The 22,349-nt window shown below is 71.5% G+C and carries 22 protein-coding genes and 6 tRNA genes; 19 read left to right on the forward strand and 9 right to left on the reverse strand.

Features of this window, described 5'->3' with window-relative positions; translation table 11 throughout:
- Positions 1 to 19: 19 nt before the first annotated feature.
- The 8 genes from OHT51_RS34555 to OHT51_RS34590 all read left to right on the forward strand — a co-directional run bounded on the left by OHT51_RS34555 (position 20) and on the right by OHT51_RS34590 (position 10,894).
- Positions 20 to 853, forward strand: a complete 834-nt coding sequence (locus tag OHT51_RS34555) for a MetQ/NlpA family ABC transporter substrate-binding protein (RefSeq protein ID WP_328882835.1) — start codon at positions 20 to 22, stop codon at positions 851 to 853.
- Positions 853 to 1,689, forward strand: a complete 837-nt coding sequence (locus OHT51_RS34560; RefSeq protein ID WP_328882836.1) for a MetQ/NlpA family ABC transporter substrate-binding protein — start codon at positions 853 to 855, stop codon at positions 1,687 to 1,689. The genes OHT51_RS34555 and OHT51_RS34560 overlap by 1 nt, the downstream gene beginning before the upstream one ends.
- Positions 1,690 to 1,831: 142 nt before the next feature.
- Positions 1,832 to 2,464 carry a GNAT family N-acetyltransferase gene (locus OHT51_RS34565; RefSeq protein ID WP_328882837.1) on the forward strand — a complete coding sequence of 211 codons (633 nt, stop codon included), beginning with the start codon at positions 1,832 to 1,834 and terminating at the stop codon, positions 2,462 to 2,464.
- 115 nt (positions 2,465 to 2,579) lie between these two features.
- Complete coding sequence (gene cbiE / locus OHT51_RS34570) at positions 2,580 to 3,791, forward strand: precorrin-6y C5,15-methyltransferase (decarboxylating) subunit CbiE (RefSeq protein ID WP_328882838.1); 1,212 nt, start codon at positions 2,580 to 2,582, stop codon at positions 3,789 to 3,791.
- A 367-nt stretch (positions 3,792 to 4,158) separates the two neighbouring features.
- A complete protein-coding gene (cobT, locus tag OHT51_RS34575) occupies positions 4,159 to 8,223 on the forward strand; it encodes a nicotinate-nucleotide--dimethylbenzimidazole phosphoribosyltransferase (protein ID WP_328882839.1) in 4,065 nt (1,354 codons plus the stop codon).
- A gap of 142 nt (positions 8,224 to 8,365) precedes the next feature.
- Entirely contained in the window at positions 8,366 to 9,607 is a 1,242-nt protein-coding gene (gene cobA / locus OHT51_RS34580) for a uroporphyrinogen-III C-methyltransferase (RefSeq protein WP_328882840.1), read from the forward strand.
- A gap of 64 nt (positions 9,608 to 9,671) precedes the next feature.
- Entirely contained in the window at positions 9,672 to 10,490 is an 819-nt protein-coding gene (locus OHT51_RS34585) for a TrmH family RNA methyltransferase (protein WP_328882841.1), read from the forward strand.
- An 11-nt stretch (positions 10,491 to 10,501) separates the two neighbouring features.
- Positions 10,502 to 10,894 carry an NUDIX domain-containing protein gene (locus OHT51_RS34590; RefSeq protein ID WP_328882842.1) on the forward strand — a complete coding sequence of 131 codons (393 nt, stop codon included), beginning with the start codon at positions 10,502 to 10,504 and terminating at the stop codon, positions 10,892 to 10,894.
- 25 nt (positions 10,895 to 10,919) lie between these two features.
- Here the strand turns inward: OHT51_RS34590 and OHT51_RS34595 are convergent, their stop codons facing one another.
- Positions 10,920 to 12,338 (reverse strand): protein kinase domain-containing protein, encoded by a 1,419-nt coding sequence (locus tag OHT51_RS34595; protein WP_328884540.1) that lies wholly within the window; start codon positions 12,336 to 12,338, stop codon positions 10,920 to 10,922.
- 196 nt (positions 12,339 to 12,534) lie between these two features.
- Between OHT51_RS34595 and OHT51_RS34600 the strand changes: the two genes are divergently transcribed.
- The 4 genes from OHT51_RS34600 (at position 12,535) to OHT51_RS34615 (ending at position 14,965) form a co-directional block, all read left to right on the forward strand.
- On the forward strand, positions 12,535 to 12,774 hold the full coding sequence (locus OHT51_RS34600) for a hypothetical protein (protein WP_328428941.1): 240 nt from the start codon (positions 12,535 to 12,537) through the stop codon (positions 12,772 to 12,774).
- Between the two features lie 234 nt (positions 12,775 to 13,008).
- The gene (locus OHT51_RS34605; RefSeq protein WP_328882843.1) at positions 13,009 to 13,206 is read left to right on the forward strand and encodes a hypothetical protein; all 198 of its coding nucleotides are present in this window, start codon (positions 13,009 to 13,011) and stop codon (positions 13,204 to 13,206) included.
- A 419-nt stretch (positions 13,207 to 13,625) separates the two neighbouring features.
- Positions 13,626 to 14,582, forward strand: coding sequence for a phosphotransferase (locus tag OHT51_RS34610; RefSeq protein WP_328882844.1), 957 nt, complete (start codon positions 13,626 to 13,628; stop codon positions 14,580 to 14,582).
- Between the two features lie 80 nt (positions 14,583 to 14,662).
- Positions 14,663 to 14,965, forward strand: a complete 303-nt coding sequence (locus tag OHT51_RS34615) for a TFIIB-type zinc ribbon-containing protein (RefSeq protein ID WP_328882845.1) — start codon at positions 14,663 to 14,665, stop codon at positions 14,963 to 14,965.
- A 52-nt stretch (positions 14,966 to 15,017) separates the two neighbouring features.
- Here OHT51_RS34615 and OHT51_RS34620 read toward each other — a convergent pair.
- The 5 genes from OHT51_RS34620 to OHT51_RS34640 form a co-directional block, all read right to left on the reverse strand.
- Positions 15,018 to 15,089 (reverse strand) — tRNA-Val (locus tag OHT51_RS34620).
- 49 nt (positions 15,090 to 15,138) lie between these two features.
- A tRNA-Val gene (locus tag OHT51_RS34625) sits at positions 15,139 to 15,210 on the reverse strand.
- A 34-nt stretch (positions 15,211 to 15,244) separates the two neighbouring features.
- Positions 15,245 to 15,316, reverse strand: a tRNA-Val gene (locus OHT51_RS34630).
- A gap of 1 nt (position 15,317) precedes the next feature.
- Positions 15,318 to 15,391, reverse strand: a tRNA-Cys gene (locus OHT51_RS34635).
- A gap of 38 nt (positions 15,392 to 15,429) precedes the next feature.
- Positions 15,430 to 15,502 (reverse strand) — tRNA-Gly (locus tag OHT51_RS34640).
- Between the two features lie 178 nt (positions 15,503 to 15,680).
- On the opposite strand from OHT51_RS34640, the gene OHT51_RS34645 reads away from it, so the two are divergent.
- The 3 genes from OHT51_RS34645 to OHT51_RS34655 all read left to right on the forward strand — a co-directional run bounded on the left by OHT51_RS34645 (position 15,681) and on the right by OHT51_RS34655 (position 18,432).
- Positions 15,681 to 16,727, forward strand: a complete 1,047-nt coding sequence (locus tag OHT51_RS34645) for a chorismate-binding protein (RefSeq protein ID WP_328882846.1) — start codon at positions 15,681 to 15,683, stop codon at positions 16,725 to 16,727.
- Positions 16,724 to 17,545 (forward strand): aminotransferase class IV, encoded by an 822-nt coding sequence (locus OHT51_RS34650; protein WP_328882847.1) that lies wholly within the window; start codon positions 16,724 to 16,726, stop codon positions 17,543 to 17,545. The genes OHT51_RS34645 and OHT51_RS34650 overlap by 4 nt, the downstream gene beginning before the upstream one ends.
- A 62-nt stretch (positions 17,546 to 17,607) precedes the next feature.
- Entirely contained in the window at positions 17,608 to 18,432 is an 825-nt protein-coding gene (locus tag OHT51_RS34655; RefSeq protein ID WP_328882848.1) for a GNAT family N-acetyltransferase, read from the forward strand.
- Positions 18,433 to 18,461: 29 nt separating this feature from the next.
- Here the strand turns inward: OHT51_RS34655 and OHT51_RS34660 are convergent, their stop codons facing one another.
- Positions 18,462 to 18,986, reverse strand: a complete 525-nt coding sequence (locus OHT51_RS34660) for a DsbA family protein (RefSeq protein ID WP_328882849.1) — start codon at positions 18,984 to 18,986, stop codon at positions 18,462 to 18,464.
- Positions 18,987 to 19,240: 254 nt separating this feature from the next.
- Here OHT51_RS34660 and OHT51_RS34665 point away from each other — a divergent pair, with 254 nt between their 5' ends.
- Both OHT51_RS34665 and OHT51_RS34670 read left to right on the forward strand, forming a co-directional pair.
- Positions 19,241 to 19,684: a hypothetical protein gene (locus OHT51_RS34665; protein ID WP_328882850.1), complete on the forward strand. Its 444-nt coding sequence runs from the start codon at positions 19,241 to 19,243 to the stop codon at positions 19,682 to 19,684.
- A 154-nt stretch (positions 19,685 to 19,838) separates the two neighbouring features.
- Positions 19,839 to 19,991 (forward strand): hypothetical protein, encoded by a 153-nt coding sequence (locus OHT51_RS34670; protein WP_004002639.1) that lies wholly within the window; start codon positions 19,839 to 19,841, stop codon positions 19,989 to 19,991.
- A 66-nt stretch (positions 19,992 to 20,057) separates the two neighbouring features.
- Here the strand turns inward: OHT51_RS34670 and OHT51_RS34675 are convergent, their stop codons facing one another.
- Together OHT51_RS34675 and OHT51_RS34680 are read right to left on the reverse strand one after the other, a co-directional pair.
- The gene (locus tag OHT51_RS34675; protein ID WP_328882851.1) at positions 20,058 to 20,618 is read right to left on the reverse strand and encodes a CGNR zinc finger domain-containing protein; all 561 of its coding nucleotides are present in this window, start codon (positions 20,616 to 20,618) and stop codon (positions 20,058 to 20,060) included.
- A 319-nt stretch (positions 20,619 to 20,937) separates the two neighbouring features.
- The gene (locus OHT51_RS34680; RefSeq protein WP_004002642.1) at positions 20,938 to 21,351 is read right to left on the reverse strand and encodes an SsgA family sporulation/cell division regulator; all 414 of its coding nucleotides are present in this window, start codon (positions 21,349 to 21,351) and stop codon (positions 20,938 to 20,940) included.
- 191 nt (positions 21,352 to 21,542) lie between these two features.
- Between OHT51_RS34680 and OHT51_RS34685 the strand changes: the two genes are divergently transcribed.
- Together OHT51_RS34685 and OHT51_RS34690 are read left to right on the forward strand one after the other, a co-directional pair.
- On the forward strand, positions 21,543 to 22,001 hold the full coding sequence (locus OHT51_RS34685) for a TIGR02611 family protein (protein ID WP_328882852.1): 459 nt from the start codon (positions 21,543 to 21,545) through the stop codon (positions 21,999 to 22,001).
- Positions 22,002 to 22,089: 88 nt separating this feature from the next.
- Positions 22,090 to 22,161: transfer RNA gene (locus OHT51_RS34690), tRNA-Val, on the forward strand.
- Positions 22,162 to 22,349 lie beyond the last annotated feature (188 nt).

Below are 22,349 nucleotides of genomic sequence, written 5' to 3' on the forward strand. Positions count from 1 at the left end.
ATAAGGAAAGGCACTTTTCGTGCGTAACACCGCCAAGATCACCACTGCTGTCCTCGCCGCCGGAGCCCTCACCCTCGGGCTCTCCGCCTGCGGCTCGGACAAGGACTCCGGCTCCGACGCGAGCGCCCCGCTGAAGGTCGCGGCCACGCCGACCCCGCAGGGCGAGATCCTCACCTACATCAAGGACAACCTCGCGAAGAAGGCGGGCCTCGACCTCGAGGTCCGGGAGTTCACCGACTACGTGACGCCGAACACGGCCGTCCAGCAGGGTGAGGTCGACGCCAACTACTTCCAGCACCAGCCGTACCTGGACGACTTCAACAAGAAGAACGGCACCGACATCGTCGCCGTGCCGAACGCCACCGTGCACCTGGAGCCGCTCGGCGTGTACTCCCAGGGCGTCAAGAAGCTCACGGACCTCAAGAAGGGCGCCACGGTCGCCCTGCCGAACGACACCACCAACGAGGCCCGGGCGCTCAAGCTCCTGGAAGCCAACGGCGTCATCAAGCTGAAGTCGGGCGTCGGCTACGACGCGACCCCCAAGGACGTCGCCTCCAACCCCAGGAACCTGAACTTCAAGGAGTTGGAGGCGGCCCAGCTGCCGCGCTCCCTCGGCGACGTCGACGCCGCCGTCATCAACGGCAACTACGCGCTGGAGGCCGACCTCAGCCCGGCCGACGACGCCATCGCCGCCGAGTCGCCCAAGGACAACCCGTACGGCAACTTCCTCGCGGTGAAGAAGGGCAACGAGGACGACCCGCGTGTGCAGAAGCTCGCGAAACTCCTCACCTCGCCCGAGGTGAAGAAGTTCATCGAGGACAAGTACGACGGCGCGGTCGTCGCGGCCTTCTGATGAGCATCGTGAAGCGCCGACGCCCCGTACTGCTCTCGGCCGCGCTCGCGGGTGCCCTCTCACTCGGCCTCACCGCCTGCGGCTCGGGCTCCGGCGGCGGTGACGACGACACCCTGGTCGTCGGCGCCACCGCCGTCCCGGCCGGCGAGGTCCTGACGTACGTCAAGGACGATCTCGCCGCGAAGGCCGGGCTGGAGCTGGAGATCAGGGAGTTCACGGACTACGTCCTGCCGAACACCGCCCTCCAGGAAGGCTCGCTGGACGCGAACCTCTACCAGAACGAGCCCTACCTGGACGAGTTCAACAAGTCCAAGGGGACCGACCTGGTTCCCGTGGTCAAGGCCTATCTGCCGCCCATGGGCGTCTACTCGAACAAGGTCACCGACGTCACGAAGCTCGCCGACGGAGCCACCGTCGCCGTGCCGAACGACACCACCAACGAGGGCCGCGCCCTGAAACTGCTCGCTTCCAAGGGCGTCATCACGCTCAAGAAGGGTGCGGGCACGGACGCGTCCCCGGCGGACATCGCCGCCAACCCCCGGCACCTGAAGTTCCAGGAGCTGGAACCCGCCCAGCTGCCCCGCTCGCTCGACGACGTGGCCGTGGCGGTCATCAACAACAACTACGCGCAGGACGCAGGCCTCAGCCCCACCGAGGACGCCATCCTCCTGGAGTCGGCGAAGGACAACCCCTACGCCAACCTCCTGGCCGTGAAGAAGGGCAATGAGGACGACCCGCGTGTGCAGAAGCTCGCGAAGCTCCTCGCCTCGTCCGACGTGAAGAAGTTCATCGAGGACAAGTACAAGGGCTCGGTCCTGCCGGTCACTTCGGGCTGACGGGGCGTATACGGCGTATCGCCACGCACGGGGTCCACTCCTTCACGCGGGGTGGACCCCGTGGTGCAGTTCAGTGCTTTCATGCTGCATGCTGGGCAGTTCAGCAGGCCCTGCAGGTTTTCCGAAGGTTACGGAGTGGCGCATGACTAGCACCTTCCCCAACATCTCCATCAGCACGGAGCGGTTGGTGCTGCGGCCCTTCGAAGACCTGGACATCGAGTCGTTCACCGAGATGATGAACGACGAACTGGTCACCGCCTGGACCTCCGTGCCGCAGCCGTACACCGAGGCCGACGCCCGCGACTGGATCACCGAACTCGCCCCCGCCGAACGCACCGAGGGGCGCGGCATCGTCCTCGCCGTCACCGAGTTCCTCACCCAGCGTCTCGTGGGCATCGTCCACCTGCAGCACACCGACTGGCGTGTCCGCTCCAGCGAGATCTCCTACGTCGTCGCGCCCTGGGCCCGCGGCGAGGGCTACGCCTCCGAGGCGGCCCTGGCCACCGCGCAGTGGCTCTTCCAGGACCAGAAGTTCGAACGGCTGGAACTGCGCACCGCCGCCGACAACACCGCCTCCCAGCAGGTGGCGCAGAAGATCGGCTGTATCAGCGAGGGCGTGCTGCGCGGCGCCTGGATAGCGCGCGCCAGGACCGACAGCGGCGAGTGGATCGACGTCCGCACGGACCTCATCATCTGGAGCCTGCTGCCCGAGGACCTCGAAGGCGTCGGCGATCAGCCGGCCGACGGTTTCACCTCGTTCGGTGACTGGAACTGACGGGTAGCGAACCCACGGGCACCCCGGGTGCCCGCGGCGTGACCAGGTACCCTCACGGAGCCTGCACCTCGGGCTGTCCGACGACGACCTGCGCAAACTCTGGAGAGAGACGACGATGGCCGACCGCGTCACGGTGATCGGCTGGGACGGCTCGCCGCTGACCGCCGCGGCACGCTCCGCTCTCGGCGCCGCCACGCTGGTGGCCGGTGCCGCCCACCACCTGGCGCTCCCCGCGGTGCCGCCCGCCGCGGAGCGCATCCGCCTGGGCAGCGTCGCCCTCGCCGCCCGTCGGATCGCAGGCCACCGCGGCACCGCGGTCGTGTTCGCCGACGGCGACCCCGGCTTCTTCGGAGTCGTACGGACCCTGCGCGCGCCCGAGTTCGGCCTGGAGGTCGAGGTCGTCCCCGCGGTCTCCTCCGTCGCCGCCGCCTTCGCCCGGGCGGGCATGCCATGGGACGACGCACAGGTGGTCGTCGCACATCCCCGCACCCTGCGCCGCGCGGTCAATGTGTGCCGTGCCCACACCAAGGTCGCCGTCCTCACCTCACCCGGCGCGGGCCCCGCCGAACTCGGCCTCCTCCTCGAAGGCGTCCACCGCACCTTCGTCATCTGCGAGGAACTGGGCACCGAACGCGAACAGGTCACCGTCGTCACCTCCGACAAGGCCGCCGACCACACCTGGCGCGACCCGAACGTCGTGATCGTCATCGGCGGCAAGATGGCCGCCACGGAGGGCGGCGGGTGGATCGCCGGCCGCGACTCCTATGCCGCGCCGCGCGGCTGGACGCTGCCCGCCGAGGCCTACGGCGGTCTCATGGGCGAGGGCGAGCTGGAACCGCTCCGCTCGGCCCAACTCGTCCGGCTCGGCCCCCGTGCCGGTGACCTGGTGTGGGACATCGGCTGCGGCAGCGGCGCCTTCGCCACCGAGGCGGCCAGGGCGGGCGCCGCCGTCATCGCCGTCGACCGCGACCCGCGGGCCTGCGAGCGCACCGAAGCCAACGCCCGCGGCTTCGGGGTCCAGCTCCAGATCGTCCACGGCAGGGCCCCGCACGTGCTGGAGAACCTCCCCGAACCGGACGTCGTCCGTGTCGGAGGCGGGGGAGCGGCCGTCGTCTCCGCCGTCGCCGACCGGCGCCCGCAGCGCATCGTCACCCACGCCGCGACCCGCGACGAAGCCGAACTCATCGGCCGCGACCTCACCCAGCACGGCTACGACGTGGAGTGCGCCCTCCTGCAGTCCGTGCAACTGGACACACGTGCCTGGACGGAGCGGGAGCGGACGGTCGCGTTCCTGCTCAGCGGGGTACTGAACGACCGCACAGTGTAATCGCGGAGGCCTCCCCGTGATCCGGTTGTCGTACCGCGCGCGGTAGGCTGGCCGATCGTTGTACCGCACTCGGTCGCCCGGCACTTCGTCGGTCAATGTCCGGAAAAACGCTCCCCATTTGGGGTGGGTGTGGTACGGCGAAACCGGAGGACGCGCAACGTGGCGCAGTCCACAGCGGCCTGTCGCGGATCAACCTGTCGCGACGGTCGAACGGCCACGACAATGCCACTCAGTGGCTTTGTCGCCTTTTTGGGCGGGTCGCTCGTGCCGCTGGGCACGCACGCTCGTTCTTCACTACGGGGGCGGTCGGTGCGCCGTCCCCGGTGAGCTGGTCGTGGAAGCACTAACCGATGGGCGAGGGGTACGCATGACCGACACCGGCCAGGTCCCGGGCGAGGGACTGCCGGAGAGCGCAGGCATGGTGGAGCAGCCGGGCGCCCCCGCGGCGCACGGTACGTACACCTACCTCTCCGAGACAACCGCCGAGGACGAAGACCTGCTGCTGCCCGGCTCGCAGGGCGCCTGGGGCACCGAGGTCGTCCCGCCCGCGCCGGAGCCGGTCCTCGAGGCCATGCACGAGCCGGGTGCGCACGAGATGTCCGGCCGCGACAGCGGTTCGGTCGACCTCAGCGCTGTCCGCCTGCCGTCCCCTTCGGCGCCGATTCCGCCGATCACCCCCCGGCGCCCCCTGCACCTCGGCCCGCCGATCCCCGACGCCTCCGCCAGCCCGGTCCGCTCCCTTGCCGACCGCGGCGCCGTCGCCGCCCCCGCCCGCCAGCCCGGCCCCGAGTACCTGGACGCCCCGCAGCACCGCGAGGCATCGGCCCCGCAGCCGGCATCCGCCTGGGGCACGCCCGCCCAGGCCCCCGCGCCGGTGAGCACCGAGGCACCGGCTGCCGAAACGGTTGTTCCGACCGGACAGCAGGCGACTGGGGTGCAGGTGGCCATGGAGGGCGGCGCCGAAGCGGGTGCCGTTCAAGAGGCCGAGGTCGGCGCGCCTGCTCCGCAGGAGGGCGTGCACGACGCCCAGGAGCCGTCGGGCGTCGACGCCGCGTCGGCTGCCGAGCCGGGCTCAGTCGCGGGAGAGGGCGTCGTTCCGGCCGCCGATGAGGTGGCGGGGGCAGCGTTTGCTCCTGCCCCCGACGAGGTCGCGGCTGCTCCCGTTCCCGAGGCCGACCAGGTTGTGGCCGTGGGTTCGGACGCCGACGACGCTGTGGTGGACGCGGCCGATTCCGGTGCCGATGAGGTCGCAGCTCCCGCGGCTGTGCTTGATACCGCTCCTGAGGACGTCCCGGTGAGCGAGGCCGACGCGGGTGCCGGGCAGGCGCCGGGGGACCTCGCTGCGGATACGGCCGTGGACGGGGCCGCCCAGCTTGCCGAGGCGCCGGTTGCAGACGCCGGGCACGGTTTGGAGACGTCCGCGGCTGAAGCCGTGCAACTGCCTGAGCAGACGGCTCCTGAGGCCGTGCTTCCTGAGCAGGCGGCTCCTGAAGCCGCGCCGCTGCCCGAGCAGACGGTTCCTGAGGCTGCGCTGCCTCCCGAGCAGACGGTTCCTGAGGCTGCGCTGCCTCCCGAGCAGACGGTCCCTGAGGCTGCGCTGCCTCCCGAGGCGCCGGCTCCTGAAGGCGCCCCCATCCCCGGCGTCCCTGCCCCTGAAGCTGTCCAGGTCCCGGACGCCCCGGCTCCGGAAGCGGCCCCGCTTCTCGACGCTCCCGCGCCCGAGGCCCCCGCGCAGGTCGCCGAGCCCGCAACACCCGAGGCGGCCCAGTTCCCGGAAGCCGCCCAGTTCCCGGACGCGCCCCAGACTCCCGAGGTCTCCGTCCCCGTGGACCCGCAGCCGGCCCCGGCCGCGCTCGACACGGCGCAGCAAGCCGAGCCCGCGGAGGCCGAACACCTCGCGCCGATCGTGCAGCCCACGGACGCCGTCACCGTGCCCACCGACGACGCCTCCGCCGCCGTAACCCCCGACCCGGCGCCGCAACTCGCGGACGCCGAGCAGGCGTTCCAGCAGCAGCCGCCACAGCACGCCGCTCTGCCCGACGTCGAAGCCGAAGCACAGGCGGTCGCCGTGACCGCGCCCGCCGCCGACGGAGAAGTCCCCGTGGTGGACCCGGCGGCCGTCGCGGCCCCCGTGGCACAGTTCCCGGACGCCCAGCAGGCCCCGGACGTCACCGCCGAGCCCGCCGCGGCCCCGCAGCCACTCGCCGCAGTCTCCGCCGAAGCCGAAGCCGAAGCCCTCCCGCAACCGGCCGCCGCCCAGCCCGCCCCGGCCGCGGCGCCCGAGGGCTTCGTCGCCGAGCCCGCCGGACCGCAGCTGCGGGCCGTGGCCGCGCAGCCCGCGCAGGGCACCGAGGACGCGGCACAGTCACCCCTGGAGCCCACTGCCTCCGGCGAGGGGGAGGCCCCGGCCTTCGTCCCGACCGGTAGCGCCCAGGAGCCCGCGCCCGACCAGCCGCTGGGGCAGTTCGTCCCGGTCGAGGGCTCGGTGCCCACCACCCCGCACCTCGCCCCGACCCCGCCGCAGCCGATCGTCCTCCCCACTCAGGAGGCACCGGCTCCCGTCGCCGCCGTTCCGGCACCCCGCGACGGAGACCCCGAGCTCGTACAGCACGCGGACGACCTGGACACCCGGGCCGCCGACCAGGAAGACCCCGGAGAAGAGAGCACGGCGTCCGTGGAAGAAGCACCGCAGCCCACCGGCCCGGCCGCGCCCGCCTACGACGACGCCGAACGCGAGGCCGTCCTCAAGGTCATGCGCGAGCGGCGCGACATCCGCAACGGCTTCCGCAGCGACCCCATCCCGCACGAGGTGCTGCTCCGCGTCCTGGAGGCCGCCCACACCGCGCCCTCCGTCGGTCACTCCCAGCCCTGGGACTTCGTCGTGATCCGCTCGGCCGACACCCGGCGGACCATGCACGAGCTCGCCATGCGCCAGCGCGAGGCGTACGCCAAGTCGCTGCCCAAGGGCCGGGCGAAGCAGTTCAAGGAACTGAAGATCGAGGCCATCCTCGACACCCCGGTGAACATCGTCGTCACCGCCGACCCGACCCGCGGCGGCCGCCACACCCTCGGCCGGCACACCCAGCCGCAGATGGCGCCGTACTCCGCCGCGCTCGCGGTCGAGAACCTCTGGCTCGCCGCCCGCGCCGAGGGCCTCGGCGTCGGCTGGGTCAGCTTCTTCGACGAGCGCGAGATGGTCCGCGCCCTCGGCCTGCCCGAGCACCTGGAGGTCATCGCCTACCTGTGCGTCGGGTACGTCGACGAGTTCCCGGACGAGCCCGAGCTGCTGCAGGCCGGCTGGTCCAAGCGCCGCCCGCTGTCGTGGGTCGTGCACGAGGAGACGTACGGCCGTCGCGCCCTGCCCGGCGAGGAGCCGCACGACCTGCTCGCCGAGACCGTCGCCCAGATCCGCCCGCTGGACGCCAAGGCGCTCGGCGAGGCCTGGGAGCGGCAGAAGCGCATGACGAAGCCGGCCGGCGCGCTCGGCATGCTGGAGATCATCTCCGCTCAGCTGTCCGGGCTGTCGCGGCAGTGCCCGCCGCCGATCCCGGAGCCCGCGGCCGTCGCGATCTTCGCCGGTGACCACGGCGTCCACGCCCAGGGCGTCACTCCCTGGCCGCAGGAGGTGACGGCCCAGATGGTCGCCAACTTCCTCGGCGGCGGCGCGGTCTGCAACGCGTTCGCGGGCCAGGTGGGCGCGGAGGTGTGCGTCGTGGACGTCGGCGTCGCGGCCGACCTCCCGGCCACCCCCGGCCTGCTGCCCCGCAAGGTCCGCGCGGGCACCTCCGACATGACGACCGGCCCCGCGATGTCCCGCGAGGAGGCCAAGCAGGCCATCGAGGTGGGCATCGAGACGGCCCGCGACCTGGTGGCGGCGGGCAACAAGGCGCTGCTGACGGGCGAGATGGGCATCGCCAACACGACCGCCTCGGCCGCCCTGATCTCCGTCTTCACCGGCGCCGACCCGGCCGAGGTCACCGGCCGCGGCACCGGCATCAACGACGAGACCCTCGCCCGCAAGACCGAGGTCGTCCGCCGCGCCCTCGAGGTCCACCAGCCCGACCCGGCCGACCCCATCGGCGTCCTGGCGGCGATCGGCGGCTTCGAGCACGCCGCGCTGGTCGGCCTCCTGCTGGGCGGCGCGTCGCTCCGTACGCCGGTCATCCTGGACGGCGTCAGCGCCGGCGCCGCCGCCCTGGTGGCCCGCGCCATCGCCCCCGAGGTCCTCGCGGCCTGCATCGCCGGCCACCGCAGCGCGGAGCCCGGCCACGTGGCCGCCCTCAACAAACTGGGCCTGCGTCCCCTGGTCGACCTCGACCTCCGCCTGGGCGAGGGCACCGGCGCCCTGCTGGCCCTCCCGCTGGTCCAGAGCACGGCACGGGCCATGCACGAGGTGGCGACCTTCGACTCGGCGGGCGTCACCGAGAAGTGACTCCGGATACCGGGGTGGGGCATGCGCTCCTGCGTGCACCCCACCCCGGCCGTACTCTGAACCAACCCCTTAAAATCCGCACGTCAGGGCTGCTCCAGTGCCGTAGCACCCACCGCATTGCCAGGACGAGGAGCCGCACCTCATGGCCGAACACCCCGCCTACCCCGTAGGCCTCCGCCTCACCGGCCGACGGGTCGTCGTCCTCGGCGGCGGCCAGGTGGCCCAGCGCCGCCTCCCGGCACTCATCGCGGCGGGCGCGGACATCCACCTGGTGTCCCCGGACGCGACCCCCTCCGTCGAAGCAATGGCGGACGCGGGCGAGATCACCTGGCAGAAGCGCCCCTACGAGGACGGCGACCTCGCCGACGCCTGGTACGCCCTGATCGCCACCAGCGACGACGACGCCAACACCCGCGCCTCCCTCGAAGCGGAACGCCACCGCGTCTGGTGCGTCCGCTCCGACGACGCCGACGCCGCCACCGCCTGGACCCCGGCCACGGGAACCAGCGAGGGCGTCACCGTCGCGGTCCTCACCAGCGACGCGCGCGGCCGCGACCCCCGGCACACCGCCGCGATCCGCGACGCGGTCGTCGAGGGCCTGCGGGACGGCACTCTCGTCGCCCCGCACCACCGCACCCGTACCGCCGGAGTCGCCCTCGTCGGCGGCGGCCCCGGCGACCCGGACCTGATCACCGTGCGCGGCCGCCGCCTGCTCGCCGAGGCCGACGTGGTCATCACCGACCACCTGGGCCCGCGCGACCTGCTCGCGGAACTGCCGTCGAGCGTCGAGGTGATCGACGCGGCGAAGCTGCCGTACGGCAGGTTCATGGCCCAGGAGGCCATCAACAACGCGCTGATCGAGCACGCCAAGCAGGGCAAGTCGGTCGTACGTCTCAAGGGCGGGGACCCCTTCGTCTACGGCCGCGGCATGGAGGAGGTCCAGGCGCTGGCCGAGGCCGGCGTCCCGTACACGGTCGTGCCCGGCATCTCCAGCTCGATCTCGGTGCCGGGCGCCGCCGGCATCCCGGTCACCCACCGGGGCGTCGCCCACGAGTTCACCGTGGTCAGCGGCCACATCGCCCCAGACGACGAGCGCTCCCTGGTCGACTGGCCGTCCGTCGCCAAGCTGACCGGCACGCTGGTGATCCTGATGGGCGTCGCCACGATCGGGAAGGTCGCCGAGACCCTCATCGCCCACGGCAAGTCCCCGGACACGCCCGTCGCCCTGGTCCAGGAGGGCACGACGGCCGCCCAGCGCCGGGTGAACGCGACCCTCGCGACGGCCGCCGAGACCGTGCTCGCCCACGAGGTGAAGCCGCCGGCGGTCATCGTCATCGGCGACGTCGTGAACGTGGGGCCGAGCGGACCGAACCCTTCCGCGTAACCGCGGGTAACCCAACCCGTACCGAACCGTTGGCACCACACCCAGGACAAGGCAGTATCACCCTGTGGCCGATCTCATCACCGTCGATGACCCCGACGACCCGCGCCTGCGCGACTACACGGGCCTGACCGACGTCGAACTGCGCCGCAAGCGCGAGCCGGCCGAGGGCCTGTTCATCGCCGAGGGCGAGAAGGTCATCAGACGGGCCAAGGAAACCGGCTACGAGATGCGGTCGATGCTGCTCTCGGCCAAGTGGGTCGACGTCATGCGCGATGTCATCGACGAGCTCCCGGCCCCGGTCTACGCGGTCAGCCCGGAGCTCGCCGAGCAGGTCACCGGCTACCACGTGCACCGCGGCGCGCTCGCCTCCATGCAGCGCAAACCGCTCCCGACGGCCACCCAGCTCCTCCAGTCCGCCCGCCGTGTGGTGGTCATGGAGTCGGTCAACGACCACACCAACATCGGCGCCATCTTCCGCTCCGCCGCCGCCCTCGGCATGGACGCGGTCCTGCTCTCCCCGGACTGCGCCGACCCCCTGTACCGCCGCAGCGTCAAGGTCTCCATGGGCGCGGTCTTCTCGGTGCCGTACGCCCGTCTCGACACCTGGCCCAAGGGCCTCGAAACGGTCCGCGAGGCGGGCTTCACCCTCCTCGCCCTCACCCCGGACGAGAAGGCCAAGACCCTCGACGAGGCCGCCCCGCACCGGATGGACCGGGTCGCCCTGATGCTCGGCGCCGAGGGCGACGGTCTCTCCACCCAGGCCCTGGTCGCCGCCGACGAATGGGTCCGCATCCCGATGTCCCACGGCGTCGACTCCCTCAACGTCGGCGCGGCGGCAGCGGTCGCCTTCTACGCGGTGGCCTCGGGCCGCCCGCAGATCTAGGCCGTACGGCGATGGCACCGCGCGAGGCGATCGTGGCGGTCCTCCTGCGCGCCGACCGAGTCCTCGCCATCCGACGCGGACCGGCCGTCGCACGCCCCGGCTACTGGCAACCCCTCAGCGGCAAGATCGAGCCGGGGGAGACCCAGCGGGAGGCCGTCGTCCGTGAGGTCGGCGAGGAGGTCGGTCTCACCGTCGTACCCCTGGCCAAGGTCTGGGAGTCCGAGACGGACGACGGCCGCTTCCGCCTCCACTGGTGGACGGCGAACGCCGAGACCGGCGACGTCGTCCCCGACCCGGGCGAGGTGGCCGAGGCCCGCTGGGTCACACCGCAGGAGTTCCTGTCACTGGACCCGGTCTTCGAGGGCGACCGGGAGTTCTTCGAACGGATCCTGCCGACCCTGTGAGGCCCCTTCCGCTCGGGGCCGTCGCCTAGTCGCGGATCTCGAACGTCGACTCGTACCGCTGGGACATCAGGTCGTCCTCATCCAGCGGCGTGTATCCGGGTTCCACCTGCTCCTGCTGCGGCCGCACAACGTCCCCGTCACCGCCGAGCCCGCGGTCCGGGCCCTGGCAGCCCTGCGCCGCCGCGATGCCGAGCGCCACGAGCAGCGTCACCACGACGAACACGAACAGCCGCTGCCGCAGCAGCTGCGGGTTGGCGGGCCGCCGACCGGTTCCCGTCCGCGGCGCCGGACGGCCTGCGCCGTTGCGTGGCGCGGGCCGGCTGCCGCCGCCCGAGCGTGGGGCTTTGCGCGAGGCGGGGATCGGCCGGGGGCCGGGCCTGGACGACGCCGTACCGCCGGGCGAGGCGCCGCCGTTCCGCGGGGGAACCCCGTCGCGCGCGGGACCGGGACCTCGGGAAGCACCGTTGCCGCGGGGGGCGACAACACCGCGCGGCGGGGGAGTGCCCTGCGGGCGGCGCTGGAGACGCTGCTGTTCCGGGTAGGTGTCGGCGAGGCGCCCGGTCGGCCGGTCCGCCTCTCCGGAACGCGGCGCGGGCGGGCGTACGTCCGCGAGCCCCTGCGCCTCCCGGGCCGCGATCTCCTTCAGACGCAGCGAGAGCTGCAGCGTGCTGGGCCGCTCCTCCGGGGCCTTCGCGAGACATGCCCGCACCAGCGGAGCGAGCGCGTCCGGCACGCCGTGCAGCTGGGGCTCCTCGTGGACGACGCGGTACAGCATCACCTCGGAGCTGCCGTGTCCGAAGGGCGAGTCGCCCATGGACGCGTAGGCGAGGGTGGCGCCGAGGGAGAAGACGTCCGTGGCCGGGGTGACGGCGGCGCCGCGCACCTGCTCCGGGGCTAGGAAGCCGGGGGAGCCCACCGCGGTGCCGACGTGGGTGAGGGTCGAGGCCCCCGTCGCCCAGGCGATGCCGAAGTCGATGATCCGCGGGCCCTTGGGGGACAGCAGGATGTTGGAGGGCTTGAGATCCCGGTGGACGACACCGGCCTCGTGGACGGCGACCAGGCCCTCGGACAGGGCGGCCCCGACGGCGGCGACATCGGCCGCGCCGAGCGCACCCTCGTCGACGACCTTGTCGTGCAGGGAGGGCCCGGGCACGTACTGGGTGGCGAACCACGGCCGATCCGCTTCGAGGTCCGCGGCCACGAGGCGTGCCGTACAGCCACCGCGGATCCGCCGTGCCGCCGACACCTCACGCGCGAACCGAGAGCGGAACTCCTGATCCTCCGCCAGATCGGGCCGGATCACCTTGAGCGCGACCCGTTGCCCCTTCTTGTCGGAGCCCAGGTAGACGACACCCATTCCGCCTGCGCCGAGCCGTCTGTGAAGCCTGAACGAGCCGACGACGCGCGGGTCCTCGCGCCTCAGGCGCATCATCGCCATGTTCATCCCCGCTACCCGGTCCGTCTGACGAGCCACAGCTTACGTTTCCACGGGCCGCCGTGCGCAGAGGCCGCGCCCTCTCGGGCCGATGGATTGTCAGTGGTGGGTGGGAGACTTGAAGGGTGGTCAGGGGGCCGGTGAGCAGGGCGACTTCGCCCCGCAATGTCCCCCAACCACCCATCGCAGAAGGGGGATTGAGCCCATGAAGGGTGATCGCGTGGAGATAGTCGTGGATGCGGGAGACACGACCCGCACCTACGAGGTCGTGGCGAGCAGGGCGGGCCGCAGGGTGGAGACGGCGGTGCGCCGAGGTGTCGTGGAAGTGAGCGAAGTCACCCGAAGCGGGACTGTCGTGCGTACGGCGCGCTTCATGGCGAACCGGGTTCTCGCGCTGGTCGAGCAGCCTGTACCGCGCGAGGACAGCTCGGAGAAACCGGTGTAGACCGGGCGTCCCCTCGGGGAAGACCCCGAGACCTAGGACCTCGTCTCCACCCAGGGGAGTACTCCTCAGGTGATGGCTCATCCTCCGGGAGGCCCGCCAATCGGTACGAGGGCATGACGCCCGGCGTGGCCAGGCCGCCTAGATTTGAGGTCAAGCGGCGGGTGCAGCACTCGTCCCCCGAGGTCAGACACCCGCCGCTGCCAAGGACAACCGACACAGGTCAGGAGAGGGACCATGGCCCAGACGGCACCGCGGACACTGATCCGCACGCAGCAGCGCACGCTGCTGCGCCCGCGCCGCCAGGGCCGCCGCCACCCCTTGGTGGCGACGCTCATGGCCCTTCCCCTGGCGGTCCTGCTCCTCGTCGTCTTCGACGGCTGGGAGACAGTGGCCACACAGGCGTCGTCCGTGGGTGTGATGCTGGGGCGCTGAGCGGCGACCCCAGGCCCGGAAGAGCGGTCCGGGCGGGGACATCCATCCATGAAACCCCGTGGGGACGGGGGTGCGGCGGACGGCAAAAATGCCGGCGCAGCTGGGGAGCTGCGCCGGCATTGCTTTTACCAAGGGCTGATGGGCAGAGGGCCTTCCCCTCTTGATGCAGGCCCAGGTACTTCAGCCCGTCCGGCGTTTGAGGGCGAGGCCGTTCAGGCCGACGGGAGTCCAGGGGACGGAGCCCCCTGGCGGGGTCGAAGGGGCGGAGCCCCTTCAAGGACGGGAAGGGTAGGGGCCGCGGGGGCGAGACATTCCGGGGCACCCCCGGCGTCCGGCCCGGCCACCAGCAAGCAGCCCCACCCAAGCCGACCCGTCACCCACGTACCCTCGGCCCACACCCCCGCACACAAGGGACCCCAGTGACCCCGAGCCCCCTCCTGCCCGCCCTCACCGCACACGCCGAGGCCACGGCACACACACGCCCCCACCCCTGTCCCTGCGGAGCAACCGTCACCCTTGCCGACCGCCCCGACGCCACCGTCGTCCGGCACGCCGACACCGTCGCCAAGGCCCACGCCCCGGACCTCACCCCCACCGAACTCACCCCCCGCCTCACCACCGCCGCCGGCCTCCCCGGCATACTCCTGGCCCCGCTCACCCCCATACCCGCCGACCTGCACGGCCGACTGGTCACCTTCTGGCCGTACGGCACCCCCGTGGACCCCGGCGATCCCGACGCGGCCCCCTGGGAGGCGGCAGCCACCCTCCTCGCCCGCCTCCACCTGACCCCGACCGACGCCTCGGCGACGCTGCCTCCCATGCGCGGCCCGGCCAAGGCCGCCCACGCCGTGGACCGCCTGCGCGCACAAAAGGGCGACAGCCCAGCCGCCGCCGGCACCGCCGCCGTCCTCCGTGCCTGGGACACCCTCCCCGCCTGGGCCCGCGCCGAGGCCCCGCAGCCCGACACCAGCACCCTCTGCCACGGCGACCTCCACCTCGGCCAACTCGTCCGCCACCCGGCCCCGGACGGCCCTTGGCTGCTCATCGACGTCGACGACCTCGGCGTGGGCGGGCCGGCCTGGGACCTCGGCCGGCCAGCCGCCTGGTACGCCTGCGGGCTGCTGTCGCCCGAGGAGTGGGAGCGATTCCTGTCCGCGTACCGCGCCGCGGGCGGACCGGCCGTTCCCGCGGACGGCGACCCCTGGCCCGCCCTGGACATCCCGGCCCGCGCCCTCACCGTGCAGACCGCCGCGAGGGCGATCACCAAGGCCTCGGCCGAGGGGCGTCTCCTGGACGAGGTCGAGCAGTCGCTCGTGGACGCCTGTGACCGAATGGCCTCCGTCCCCCCTGAGTTGACCCGGGATTACGCAAAGTAGGGTGCAACCGACCGCAGCCGGACAGAGTCTGTTCTGGCGATACGCGAAGCAGGATCGACCGGCGAGGAGTTGAGCCGACCATGCAGTGTCCGAAGTGCCGAGCCCCGATGCACACGTACAACCGCAACGGCGTCCAGATCGAGCAGTGCAGCGGTTGCCGCGGCATCTTTCTCGACTACGGCGAGCTGGAGTCGCTGACCCGCCTGGAGTCCCAGTGGGCCCAGCCGGCCCCGCCGCCTCCGGCCGCCCCGCAGGCCTACCCGGCCGCCGCCCCGCAGGCCCCGGCGTGGGGCGCCCCGCACGGTGGCCACCACGGCGGTCACGGTGGTCATTACGGCCACAAGCGTCACAAGAGTTTCGGCCACATGCTGTTCTCCAGCTGAGCCGCAGCAGCACGAAGAAGCCCCCGGTCGTAGGACCGGGGGCTTCGGTGTGTGGACGATACTGGGATTGAACCAGTGACCTCTTCCGTGTCAGGGAAGCGCTCTCCCGCTGAGCTAATCGTCCTCGGGACCGTGATCGAACAAACATGTCTGAAGATCACGAACTTGCTGCGTGCGCGATACTGGGATTGAACCAGTGACCTCTTCCGTGTCAGGGAAGCGCTCTCCCGCTGAGCTAATCGCGCGGGTCAGACCTTCGATGATCTGTCGAAGATCCAGTGGACGATACTGGGATTGAACCAGTGACCTCTTCCGTGTCAGGGAAGCGCTCTCCCGCTGAGCTAATCGTCCTTGGAGGTGGAGACGGGATTTGAACCCGTGTAGACGGCTTTGCAGGCCGTTGCCTCGCCTCTCGGCCACTCCACCAGGAGTGTAGGGGGTCGGGAAGATCCCCTGTTCCTTCGAGCGGACGACGAGGCTCGAACTCGCGACCTCAACCTTGGCAAGGTTGCGCTCTACCAACTGAGCTACGTCCGCTTGTCGTTTCGTTCCGCTCCCGCGGCCCGGCGACGAGTTGAACTCTAGCGGATTCCGGGGCCAGCACAAAAACGCGTTTGTGCAGCGTGCTGCGCTGCGCCTGCTCAGGGACCTGCCGACGGCTCCCGACGGGACATGGCCAGGTCACCCGCAGGACACCAGCCATAGACTCGACTGCGTGTCCGACCTCCCTCCCCTCGCCCGCTTCGGCGATCGCGTCGCCACCGGCCTCCTCGATGTGACCAACGACCCCGCGGCCCTGGACTCCAGCGGTTTCTGGGCAGTCTGTGCCGACTTCGAGGGCGGTCTGACCTGCGCCCGCTTCCGGGACGTACGAGAGGAGCCGGTGCCCGCGCCGGTGCCGGGGCGGTGGCTCGGTCCTGCTGCCGGTGACTGGACGTCCTCGCTCGACCGCGCCGCGTACACGGCGGGCGTACGGCGCATCCGCGAGTACATAGCGGCCGGCGAGGTCTATCAGGCGAATCTGTGCCGGGTCCTGAGCGCGCCGATCGGGCCGGACGCCGATGTGGACGACCTCACGGCCCTGCTGGCCCGCGGCAACCCGGCGCCGTACGCAGGAACGATCCGGCTGCCGCGGCATGGGGTTGAGATAGCCACCGCGTCACCCGAGCTCTTCGTGCGCCGCGACGGGCGTGTTGTCGAGTCCGGGCCGATCAAGGGAACCGGGCGGACCGAGGCGGACCTGCTGGAGAAGGACTACGCCGAGAACGTGATGATCGTGGATCTGGTGCGCAACGACATCGGCCGCGTGTGCGCCACCGGGACGGTGACCGTGCCCGATCTGTGCGCCGTCGAGAAGCACCCGGGACTTGTCCATCTGGTGTCCACCGTCCGCGGCGAGCTGGGCGCCGGCGCCGGCTGGCCCGAGCTGCTCGGCGCCGCCTTCCCGCCCGGCTCGGTGACCGGTGCGCCCAAGTCGAGCGCCCTGCGGATCATCGACGCGTTGGAGACGGCGCCCCGGGGCCCGTACTGCGGTGGCATCGGGTGGGTCGACGCCGACCGGGGCGTCGGCGAGCTGGCCGTCGGGATCCGTACCTTCTGGATCGACCGGGCCGAGGGCGTGCTGCGTTTCGGCACCGGCGCGGGGATCACCTGGGGGTCGGACCCCGAGGGGGAGTGGCGGGAGACCGAGCTGAAGGCGTCGCGGCTGCTCGCGGTAGCGTCGGGGGCGTACGAGGTGAGTGGAGAGGGACTGCAATCGTGAAGATCTGGCTGGACGGCGGGCTGCAGGACATGGAGGCCGCCCGTGTCTCCGTCTTCGACCACGGGCTGACCGTGGGCGACGGCATCTTCGAGACGGTGAAGGCGGTGGACGGCCGTCCGTTCGCGCTGACCCGGCACCTCGACCGGCTGACACGCTCGGCACGCGGTCTCGGTCTGCCCGACCCCGACCACGACGAGGTGCGCCGCGCCTGCGCCGCCGTCATGGCGGCCAACCCGATGCCGCTCGGCCGGCTGCGCATCACCTACACCGGCGGCCACGGTCCTCTCGGCTCCGACCGTGGCGAGCACGGACCGACCCTCGTCGTCGCTCTCGGCGAGACCGCCCGGCGCCCCGACTCCACGGCCGTCATCACCGTGCCCTGGACCCGCAACGAGCGCGGCGCGCTCACCGGACTGAAGACGACCTCCTACGCCGAGAACGTCGTCGCCCTCGCCCGCGCCCACCAACACGGCGCCTCCGAGGCCCTGTTCGCCAACACCGTCGGGCAGCTCTGCGAGGGCACCGGGTCGAATGTCTTCGTCGTCCTGGACGGCGAGATCCACACCCCGCCGATCGCCTCGGGCTGCCTCGCGGGCATCACGCGCGTGCTGGCCATCGAGTGGACCGGCGCGAAGGAGACGGACCTGCCGCTGGACGTCCTCGAGCGTGCCGACGAGGTCTTCCTCACGTCCACTCTCCGGGACGTGCAGGCCGTGCACCGCGTCGACGCCCGCGAACTGCCGGGCGCACCGGGGCCGGTGACCGCCAAGGCCATGCGGATCTTCGCCGAGCGGTCGGGCGACGACCTCGACCCGTAAGAGCGACGAGCGCGCGAGAAAATGAGCTGCCGTGGGCCGGTGCGGTGGGTAGAACACCCCTGATGACCACGACCCTGCGGCCGATCGAGCCGCTTCAGCACAACGAGGACGGGACCCGTTCGCGCCGCTTCCAGGTGTGTGTGAACGGCCGCCCCGTGGGCGTACTCCACCTCGGCACTCATCCCGTCTTCGGTGACACGGTGGCCCGGATATCCGAGCTGCGGATCGAGGAACCGGACCGGCGCCGCGGGCGGGGCACGGTGGCCGCCCTCGCCGCGGAGGAGGTGGCGCGCGGCTGGGGCTGTCGGCGCATCGAGGCGACGGTCCCCGGTGACGCCGGACCGGGCCTGCGCCTCGCCACGGCGCTCGGCTACGTCGTACGCAATCGCGGTATGGAGAAGGCGCTCGGCGACACTCCGCCCGATCTGCCCCGGGGCAGCCGGGCACGGCCCATGACGGACGCCGAGTACGGGCCTTGGCTGGACGAGAGCCAGGAGGGATACGCCCGCAGCTGGGCCGAGCGTGGGGTCCCGGAGGCCGAGGCACGGGCCAAGTCCGAGCGGGACCACGGGGCACTGCTGCCGGACGGTCTGCGCACGCCGGATGTGTTCCTGAGCGTCCTGGAGCACGAGGGAACTCCGGTGGGCACGCTGTGGGTGGCGAAGCGCGAAGGCCGTGCGTTCGTCTTCGACGTGGAGACCTACCCGGCCCACCGGGGGAAGGGACACGGACGCACGCTGATGCTGGCGGCCGAGACCCAGGCGATCGCCGCGGGGCATCGGGTCATCGGCCTCAATGTCTTCGCGGACAACGTCCCGGCCGAGCGGCTCTACGAGTCACTCGGCTACGAGACCACGCAGTACGCCCTGTACAAGACGCTGCTGTAGCCGTCGGCCGGCCGAGGGCCACGGCAAAGTCAGGCACTCGGCTCGGCCAGCAGCCGGTCGGCGATCTCCTCGATGCGCTCGCGCAGCCCCTCCTGGCTCTTGCCGCCGTCGAGGCGCTCGCCGCCGATCACATACGTGGGCGTGCCGGTCACGCCGATCGCCTTGCCCTCGGCCTGGTCGGCGTCGACGATCAGGATGTGCCGGCCGTCGACCAGCGCGGTGTCGAACTCCTCGGTGTCCAGGCCGAGTTCCCCGGCCACCTCGACCAGGAAGGGTTCACCCTTGCGGTCCAGCTCCTCGACCCGGCCCAGCACGGCCTCCACGTACGGCCACCCCTGCCCCTGCTCGACAGCCTCCTCGGCGGCCTGTGCACCGGCGAAGGCGTGCTTGTGCTTCTCCAGCGGGAAGTGCCGCAACCGCAGCTCCAGCCGGTCGCCGTAGCGGGCGCGCAGGGCACGGAGATCGTCCAGGGCGCTGCGGCAGTCGGGGCCCTGCAGCTCGCACCAGACGTCGAGGACGGGGGCGGCGGGGCGGGCGGGGGAGGAGTCGCTCATGGCTCCAGTCTCCCAGCACCGGTTCGGGTCACCCAACCCGACCGGCACCCTGCCAGCCCGCCGGACGAGGCCCGGACGCCGACGCCTTGCCGTGCTGCGGCGACCGGGACCTGGCGGAGGAACCGGGACCTGCGGAGGAGATGACCCGGAGATGTCCCTGATGTCGGGCCCAGGCGTGGCCGGGCGGGGTTGCCACGGTGCAGGATGGAAGGGACGAAGTGCCCCGACCGACTCAGCCTGCCCTGGAGGACCGGATGATTGCCGAGACCGTCTGTTCCGCCGCCGCCGCGGCCGGCCTGGGCATCGCGGCGGTCACGGCGTACCGCAAGCGTTTCCTCGCGGCCACGCGCATCGCCGCGTACTCGCTGGTGCCCCTGGGGCTGGTGATGACCGGTGTCGTCGACTGGCTGGCGGACACCGCGTTCAGCCCGACCGCGTGGGCGGGCTTCGGAGTGCTCGGCGTCGCGTGGCTGCTGTTCGCGAGCAGCCGCGCGGTGGAGCGCCGCCGTGGCGGCACGCGCAAGGAGCGCAAGGAAGCCAAGGCCGGCGCACAGAATGAGGCGGTGGCCCCGGCGGCCTCGGCGCCCTCGCTGGGTGCCGGCTCCCGTCAGTCGACCCGGCCCGCGGCCGCGCCCAGGGCCGAGGCCTCGGACGACTTCACCGACATCGAGGCGATCCTCAAGAAGCACGGCATTTGACGGCCGCACGCAGGACTGAAACGACACAGTGGGTCGCCGTCCGGCCGTAAGTGATCATCACTCGAAGCGGACATCGCGGAATTCGGCGAACTCCCGCTCATTCCGGGCGTGTTGATCGCGCGACGAGGGACAACTACGTCATCATCGCCGCGAGATGCTGGACACGACACAAAGCGAGGCCGCGCCACCTCAGGACGAGCCCCGCGGGTGCCTCTTCGCCCTTTCCCAGCCACCGCTGATGATCTTCCTTGCGGTGATCGGGTGTCTGCTGCTCATGGCTGCGCTGCACGATCTGCTGCTGCTCTGAGCCGTACCCGCGGGCCCCGGCGCCACCCGCCGGGGCCCGCGAAGACACCGGCATCTCGGGGAGCGCTCAGCCCGCCGCTTCCTTGCGGCGAGCCCGGTAGGCGGCCACATGCAGACGGTTTCCGCAGGTGCGGCTGTCGCAGTACCGTCGCGAACGGTTGCGGGAGAGGTCCACGAAGGCGTGCCGGCAGTCCGGCGCCTCACAGCGCCGCAGCCGCTCCTGCTCCCCGGCCACCACGAAGAACGCCAGCGCCATGCCGCAGTCGGCCGCCAGGTGGTCGGCGATGGAGGCGCCGGGGGCGAAGTAGTGCACATGCCAGTCGTAGCCGTCGTGGTCCGTGAGGCGGGGGGTGGTTCCGGCGGCGGCGATCAGATCGTTGATCAGCCCGGCAGCGGTCCGCGCGTCGGGCTCCGCGAAGATCTCGGCGAACCGCCCGCGCACCTTGCGCACCGCGGACAGGTCGAACTCCGAGAGGACACCGACATCGCTGATTTCGTGCTTTTCTACGAAATCGGCGAGCGCCGCGAGGTCCGGCAGTGCGTCCGGCGTCTCGTCGCCTTCCGGTGCGGTGTTCACCAGATCCACCACGGCATCGAGCGCACACCGGGTGTCATGGGTGATCAGCACGTTTCGCTCCCTGGCCTGAGGTCGGGCGGGGCGCCCGCCGATGCTGGCCGATGGTAGTGGCTCGCAGCGCCCACAGACCGGCCACGACCGTACGTGGCTTCGAATACAACGCCGCAGCGGCGCCGACGGTTCCCGTCCGGGCCGGCACGGACGGGAACCGTCGGCGTGTACTCACGGTCACCGACACACCCGCCTCCCCGAGCGCGCCAGCGCCGCCTCCGCGGAGCGGAGGCGGCGCTGATGTGTGCCGTATGCGGTTGTCTTGGCCCGAGCCGTCTCCCCGAGTCGACGGCGCCGGGCGGCTTGCGGGGGCCTCGGCCTAGCTTTCCGCCAGGATGTGCGAGAGCTCCTGATCGAGATCGAAATGCCGATGCTCCGTACCGGGGGGCACCGCGGCATCCGTTCGCTTCAGGAAGGACTCCAGAGCCCGTGCCGGGGCCTCGAGCAGAGCCTCGCCCTCCGGAGAGCTCAGGGCGATGCAAACGACGCCCTGACCGTGACTGCGCGACGGCCAGACGCGGACGTCGCCGGTTCCGGTGGGCCGGTGGAGGCCCTCCGCGAGGAGGTCGCGGGCGAACACCCACTCGACGGTCTCCTCGGCTCCGGTGTGGAAGGTGGCGTGCACGGCGTAGGGGTCGGCCGTGTCGTACCGCAGGCCTGCGGGGACAGGCAGGGATGACTCGCTCGACACAACGAGGCGCAGGTGCAGCTCGCAGCTGACCGTGGTGTTCATAAGCGCCAGGGCCTTTCGCTCAGTGTGCGCTCGGGGATTCGCACGTCGGCGAAATCGACATGCCACCTACGGTGCCGTTGTAAACCCCTCTGAGTGTTTTGCGTGTGTTTACGTAACTCTTCCGGCCGAGAACCCGTTCGCGAGGTACGACCATTCCGGTGACTGGTTTCCGTCCGGTAGGGTTTGGCCGTATGAATACGGGGAGTAACGAGCCGGGCGGGGTTGCCGTGGCTGACGACGAGACCGAAGTGGACGGTGTGAAGGGCGACAGCGAGCAGGGGCTCGGCTCAAGAGCGCCGGAGTTCGTCAAGGCGCGTAGAGCGCTGCATCTGAGCTGGCAGGTGGGCGTCTTCGTCATCGGCCTGGCGATAGTCGTCACAGGCATCATCCTGCTGCCTCTGCCGGGTCCCGGCTGGGTGGTCATCTTCGGGGGCATGGCGGTCTGGGCGACCGAGTTCGTATGGGCCCAGCTCGTGCTGCGCTGGACCAAGCGCAAGGTCACCGAGGCGGCCCAGCGGGCTCTCGACCCGAAGGTGCGCCGTCGCAACATCATCCTGACGTCGATCGGCTTGGTGATCGTGGGTGTGATCCTCGGGATCTACCTGTGGAAGTTCGGCATAGTGATGCCCTGGAAGATCAAGGACCAGTGATCCGCGACGGGGGTGCGGACGTCGGCCGGTGCGGGTTCACACTGGTCACTCGCACCCCCTGACATGGGGTAATGTTCTCCCTGCGTCCGGGCGATTAGCTCAGTGGGAGAGCGCTTCGTTCACACCGAAGAGGTCACTGGTTCGAACCCAGTATCGCCCACCCGGATCCGGCGGCCCGCCTGCGACTGTGCAGGCGGGCCGCCGTCGTTTCCGGCCCGGCATGCGCGGCGCGCCGCTCGGCAGGAGCGTGCCCTGCGCAGGTGGCATCCCGTCAAGTCACCCGTGAGCAACCGGCCTTCGGCCGACCGGGACGGACGTACGCCGCACTCGCCGTTCGACGCCCCGATC

Origin of the sequence: Streptomyces sp. NBC_00299, from assembly GCF_036173045.1 — a bacterium.
GTDB lineage: Bacteria > Actinomycetota > Actinomycetes > Streptomycetales > Streptomycetaceae > Streptomyces > Streptomyces machairae.

What these genes read in the sequence shown, in the direction of transcription:
- OHT51_RS34560 (WP_328882836.1), top strand. Translation starts at nt 853, where the DNA reads ATGAGCATCGTGAAGCGCCGACGCCCCGTACTGCTCTCGGCCGCGCTC.
- OHT51_RS34685 (WP_328882852.1), top strand. Translation starts at nt 21,543, where the DNA reads ATGAATACGGGGAGTAACGAGCCGGGCGGGGTTGCCGTGGCTGACGAC.
- OHT51_RS34665 (WP_328882850.1), top strand. Translation starts at nt 19,241, where the DNA reads ATGATTGCCGAGACCGTCTGTTCCGCCGCCGCCGCGGCCGGCCTGGGC.
- OHT51_RS34605 (WP_328882843.1), top strand. Translation starts at nt 13,009, where the DNA reads ATGGCCCAGACGGCACCGCGGACACTGATCCGCACGCAGCAGCGCACG.
- OHT51_RS34615 (WP_328882845.1), top strand. Translation starts at nt 14,663, where the DNA reads ATGCAGTGTCCGAAGTGCCGAGCCCCGATGCACACGTACAACCGCAAC.
- OHT51_RS34595 (WP_328884540.1), bottom strand. Translation starts at nt 12,338, where the DNA reads ATGAACATGGCGATGATGCGCCTGAGGCGCGAGGACCCGCGCGTCGTC.
- OHT51_RS34670 (WP_004002639.1), top strand. Translation starts at nt 19,839, where the DNA reads ATGCTGGACACGACACAAAGCGAGGCCGCGCCACCTCAGGACGAGCCC.
- OHT51_RS34600 (WP_328428941.1), top strand. Translation starts at nt 12,535, where the DNA reads ATGAAGGGTGATCGCGTGGAGATAGTCGTGGATGCGGGAGACACGACC.
- cobT (WP_328882839.1), top strand. Translation starts at nt 4,159, where the DNA reads ATGACCGACACCGGCCAGGTCCCGGGCGAGGGACTGCCGGAGAGCGCA.
- OHT51_RS34655 (WP_328882848.1), top strand. Translation starts at nt 17,608, where the DNA reads ATGACCACGACCCTGCGGCCGATCGAGCCGCTTCAGCACAACGAGGAC.
- cobA (WP_328882840.1), top strand. Translation starts at nt 8,366, where the DNA reads ATGGCCGAACACCCCGCCTACCCCGTAGGCCTCCGCCTCACCGGCCGA.
- OHT51_RS34680 (WP_004002642.1), bottom strand. Translation starts at nt 21,351, where the DNA reads ATGAACACCACGGTCAGCTGCGAGCTGCACCTGCGCCTCGTTGTGTCG.
- OHT51_RS34590 (WP_328882842.1), top strand. Translation starts at nt 10,502, where the DNA reads ATGGCACCGCGCGAGGCGATCGTGGCGGTCCTCCTGCGCGCCGACCGA.
- OHT51_RS34660 (WP_328882849.1), bottom strand. Translation starts at nt 18,986, where the DNA reads ATGAGCGACTCCTCCCCCGCCCGCCCCGCCGCCCCCGTCCTCGACGTC.
- OHT51_RS34565 (WP_328882837.1), top strand. Translation starts at nt 1,832, where the DNA reads ATGACTAGCACCTTCCCCAACATCTCCATCAGCACGGAGCGGTTGGTG.
- cbiE (WP_328882838.1), top strand. Translation starts at nt 2,580, where the DNA reads ATGGCCGACCGCGTCACGGTGATCGGCTGGGACGGCTCGCCGCTGACC.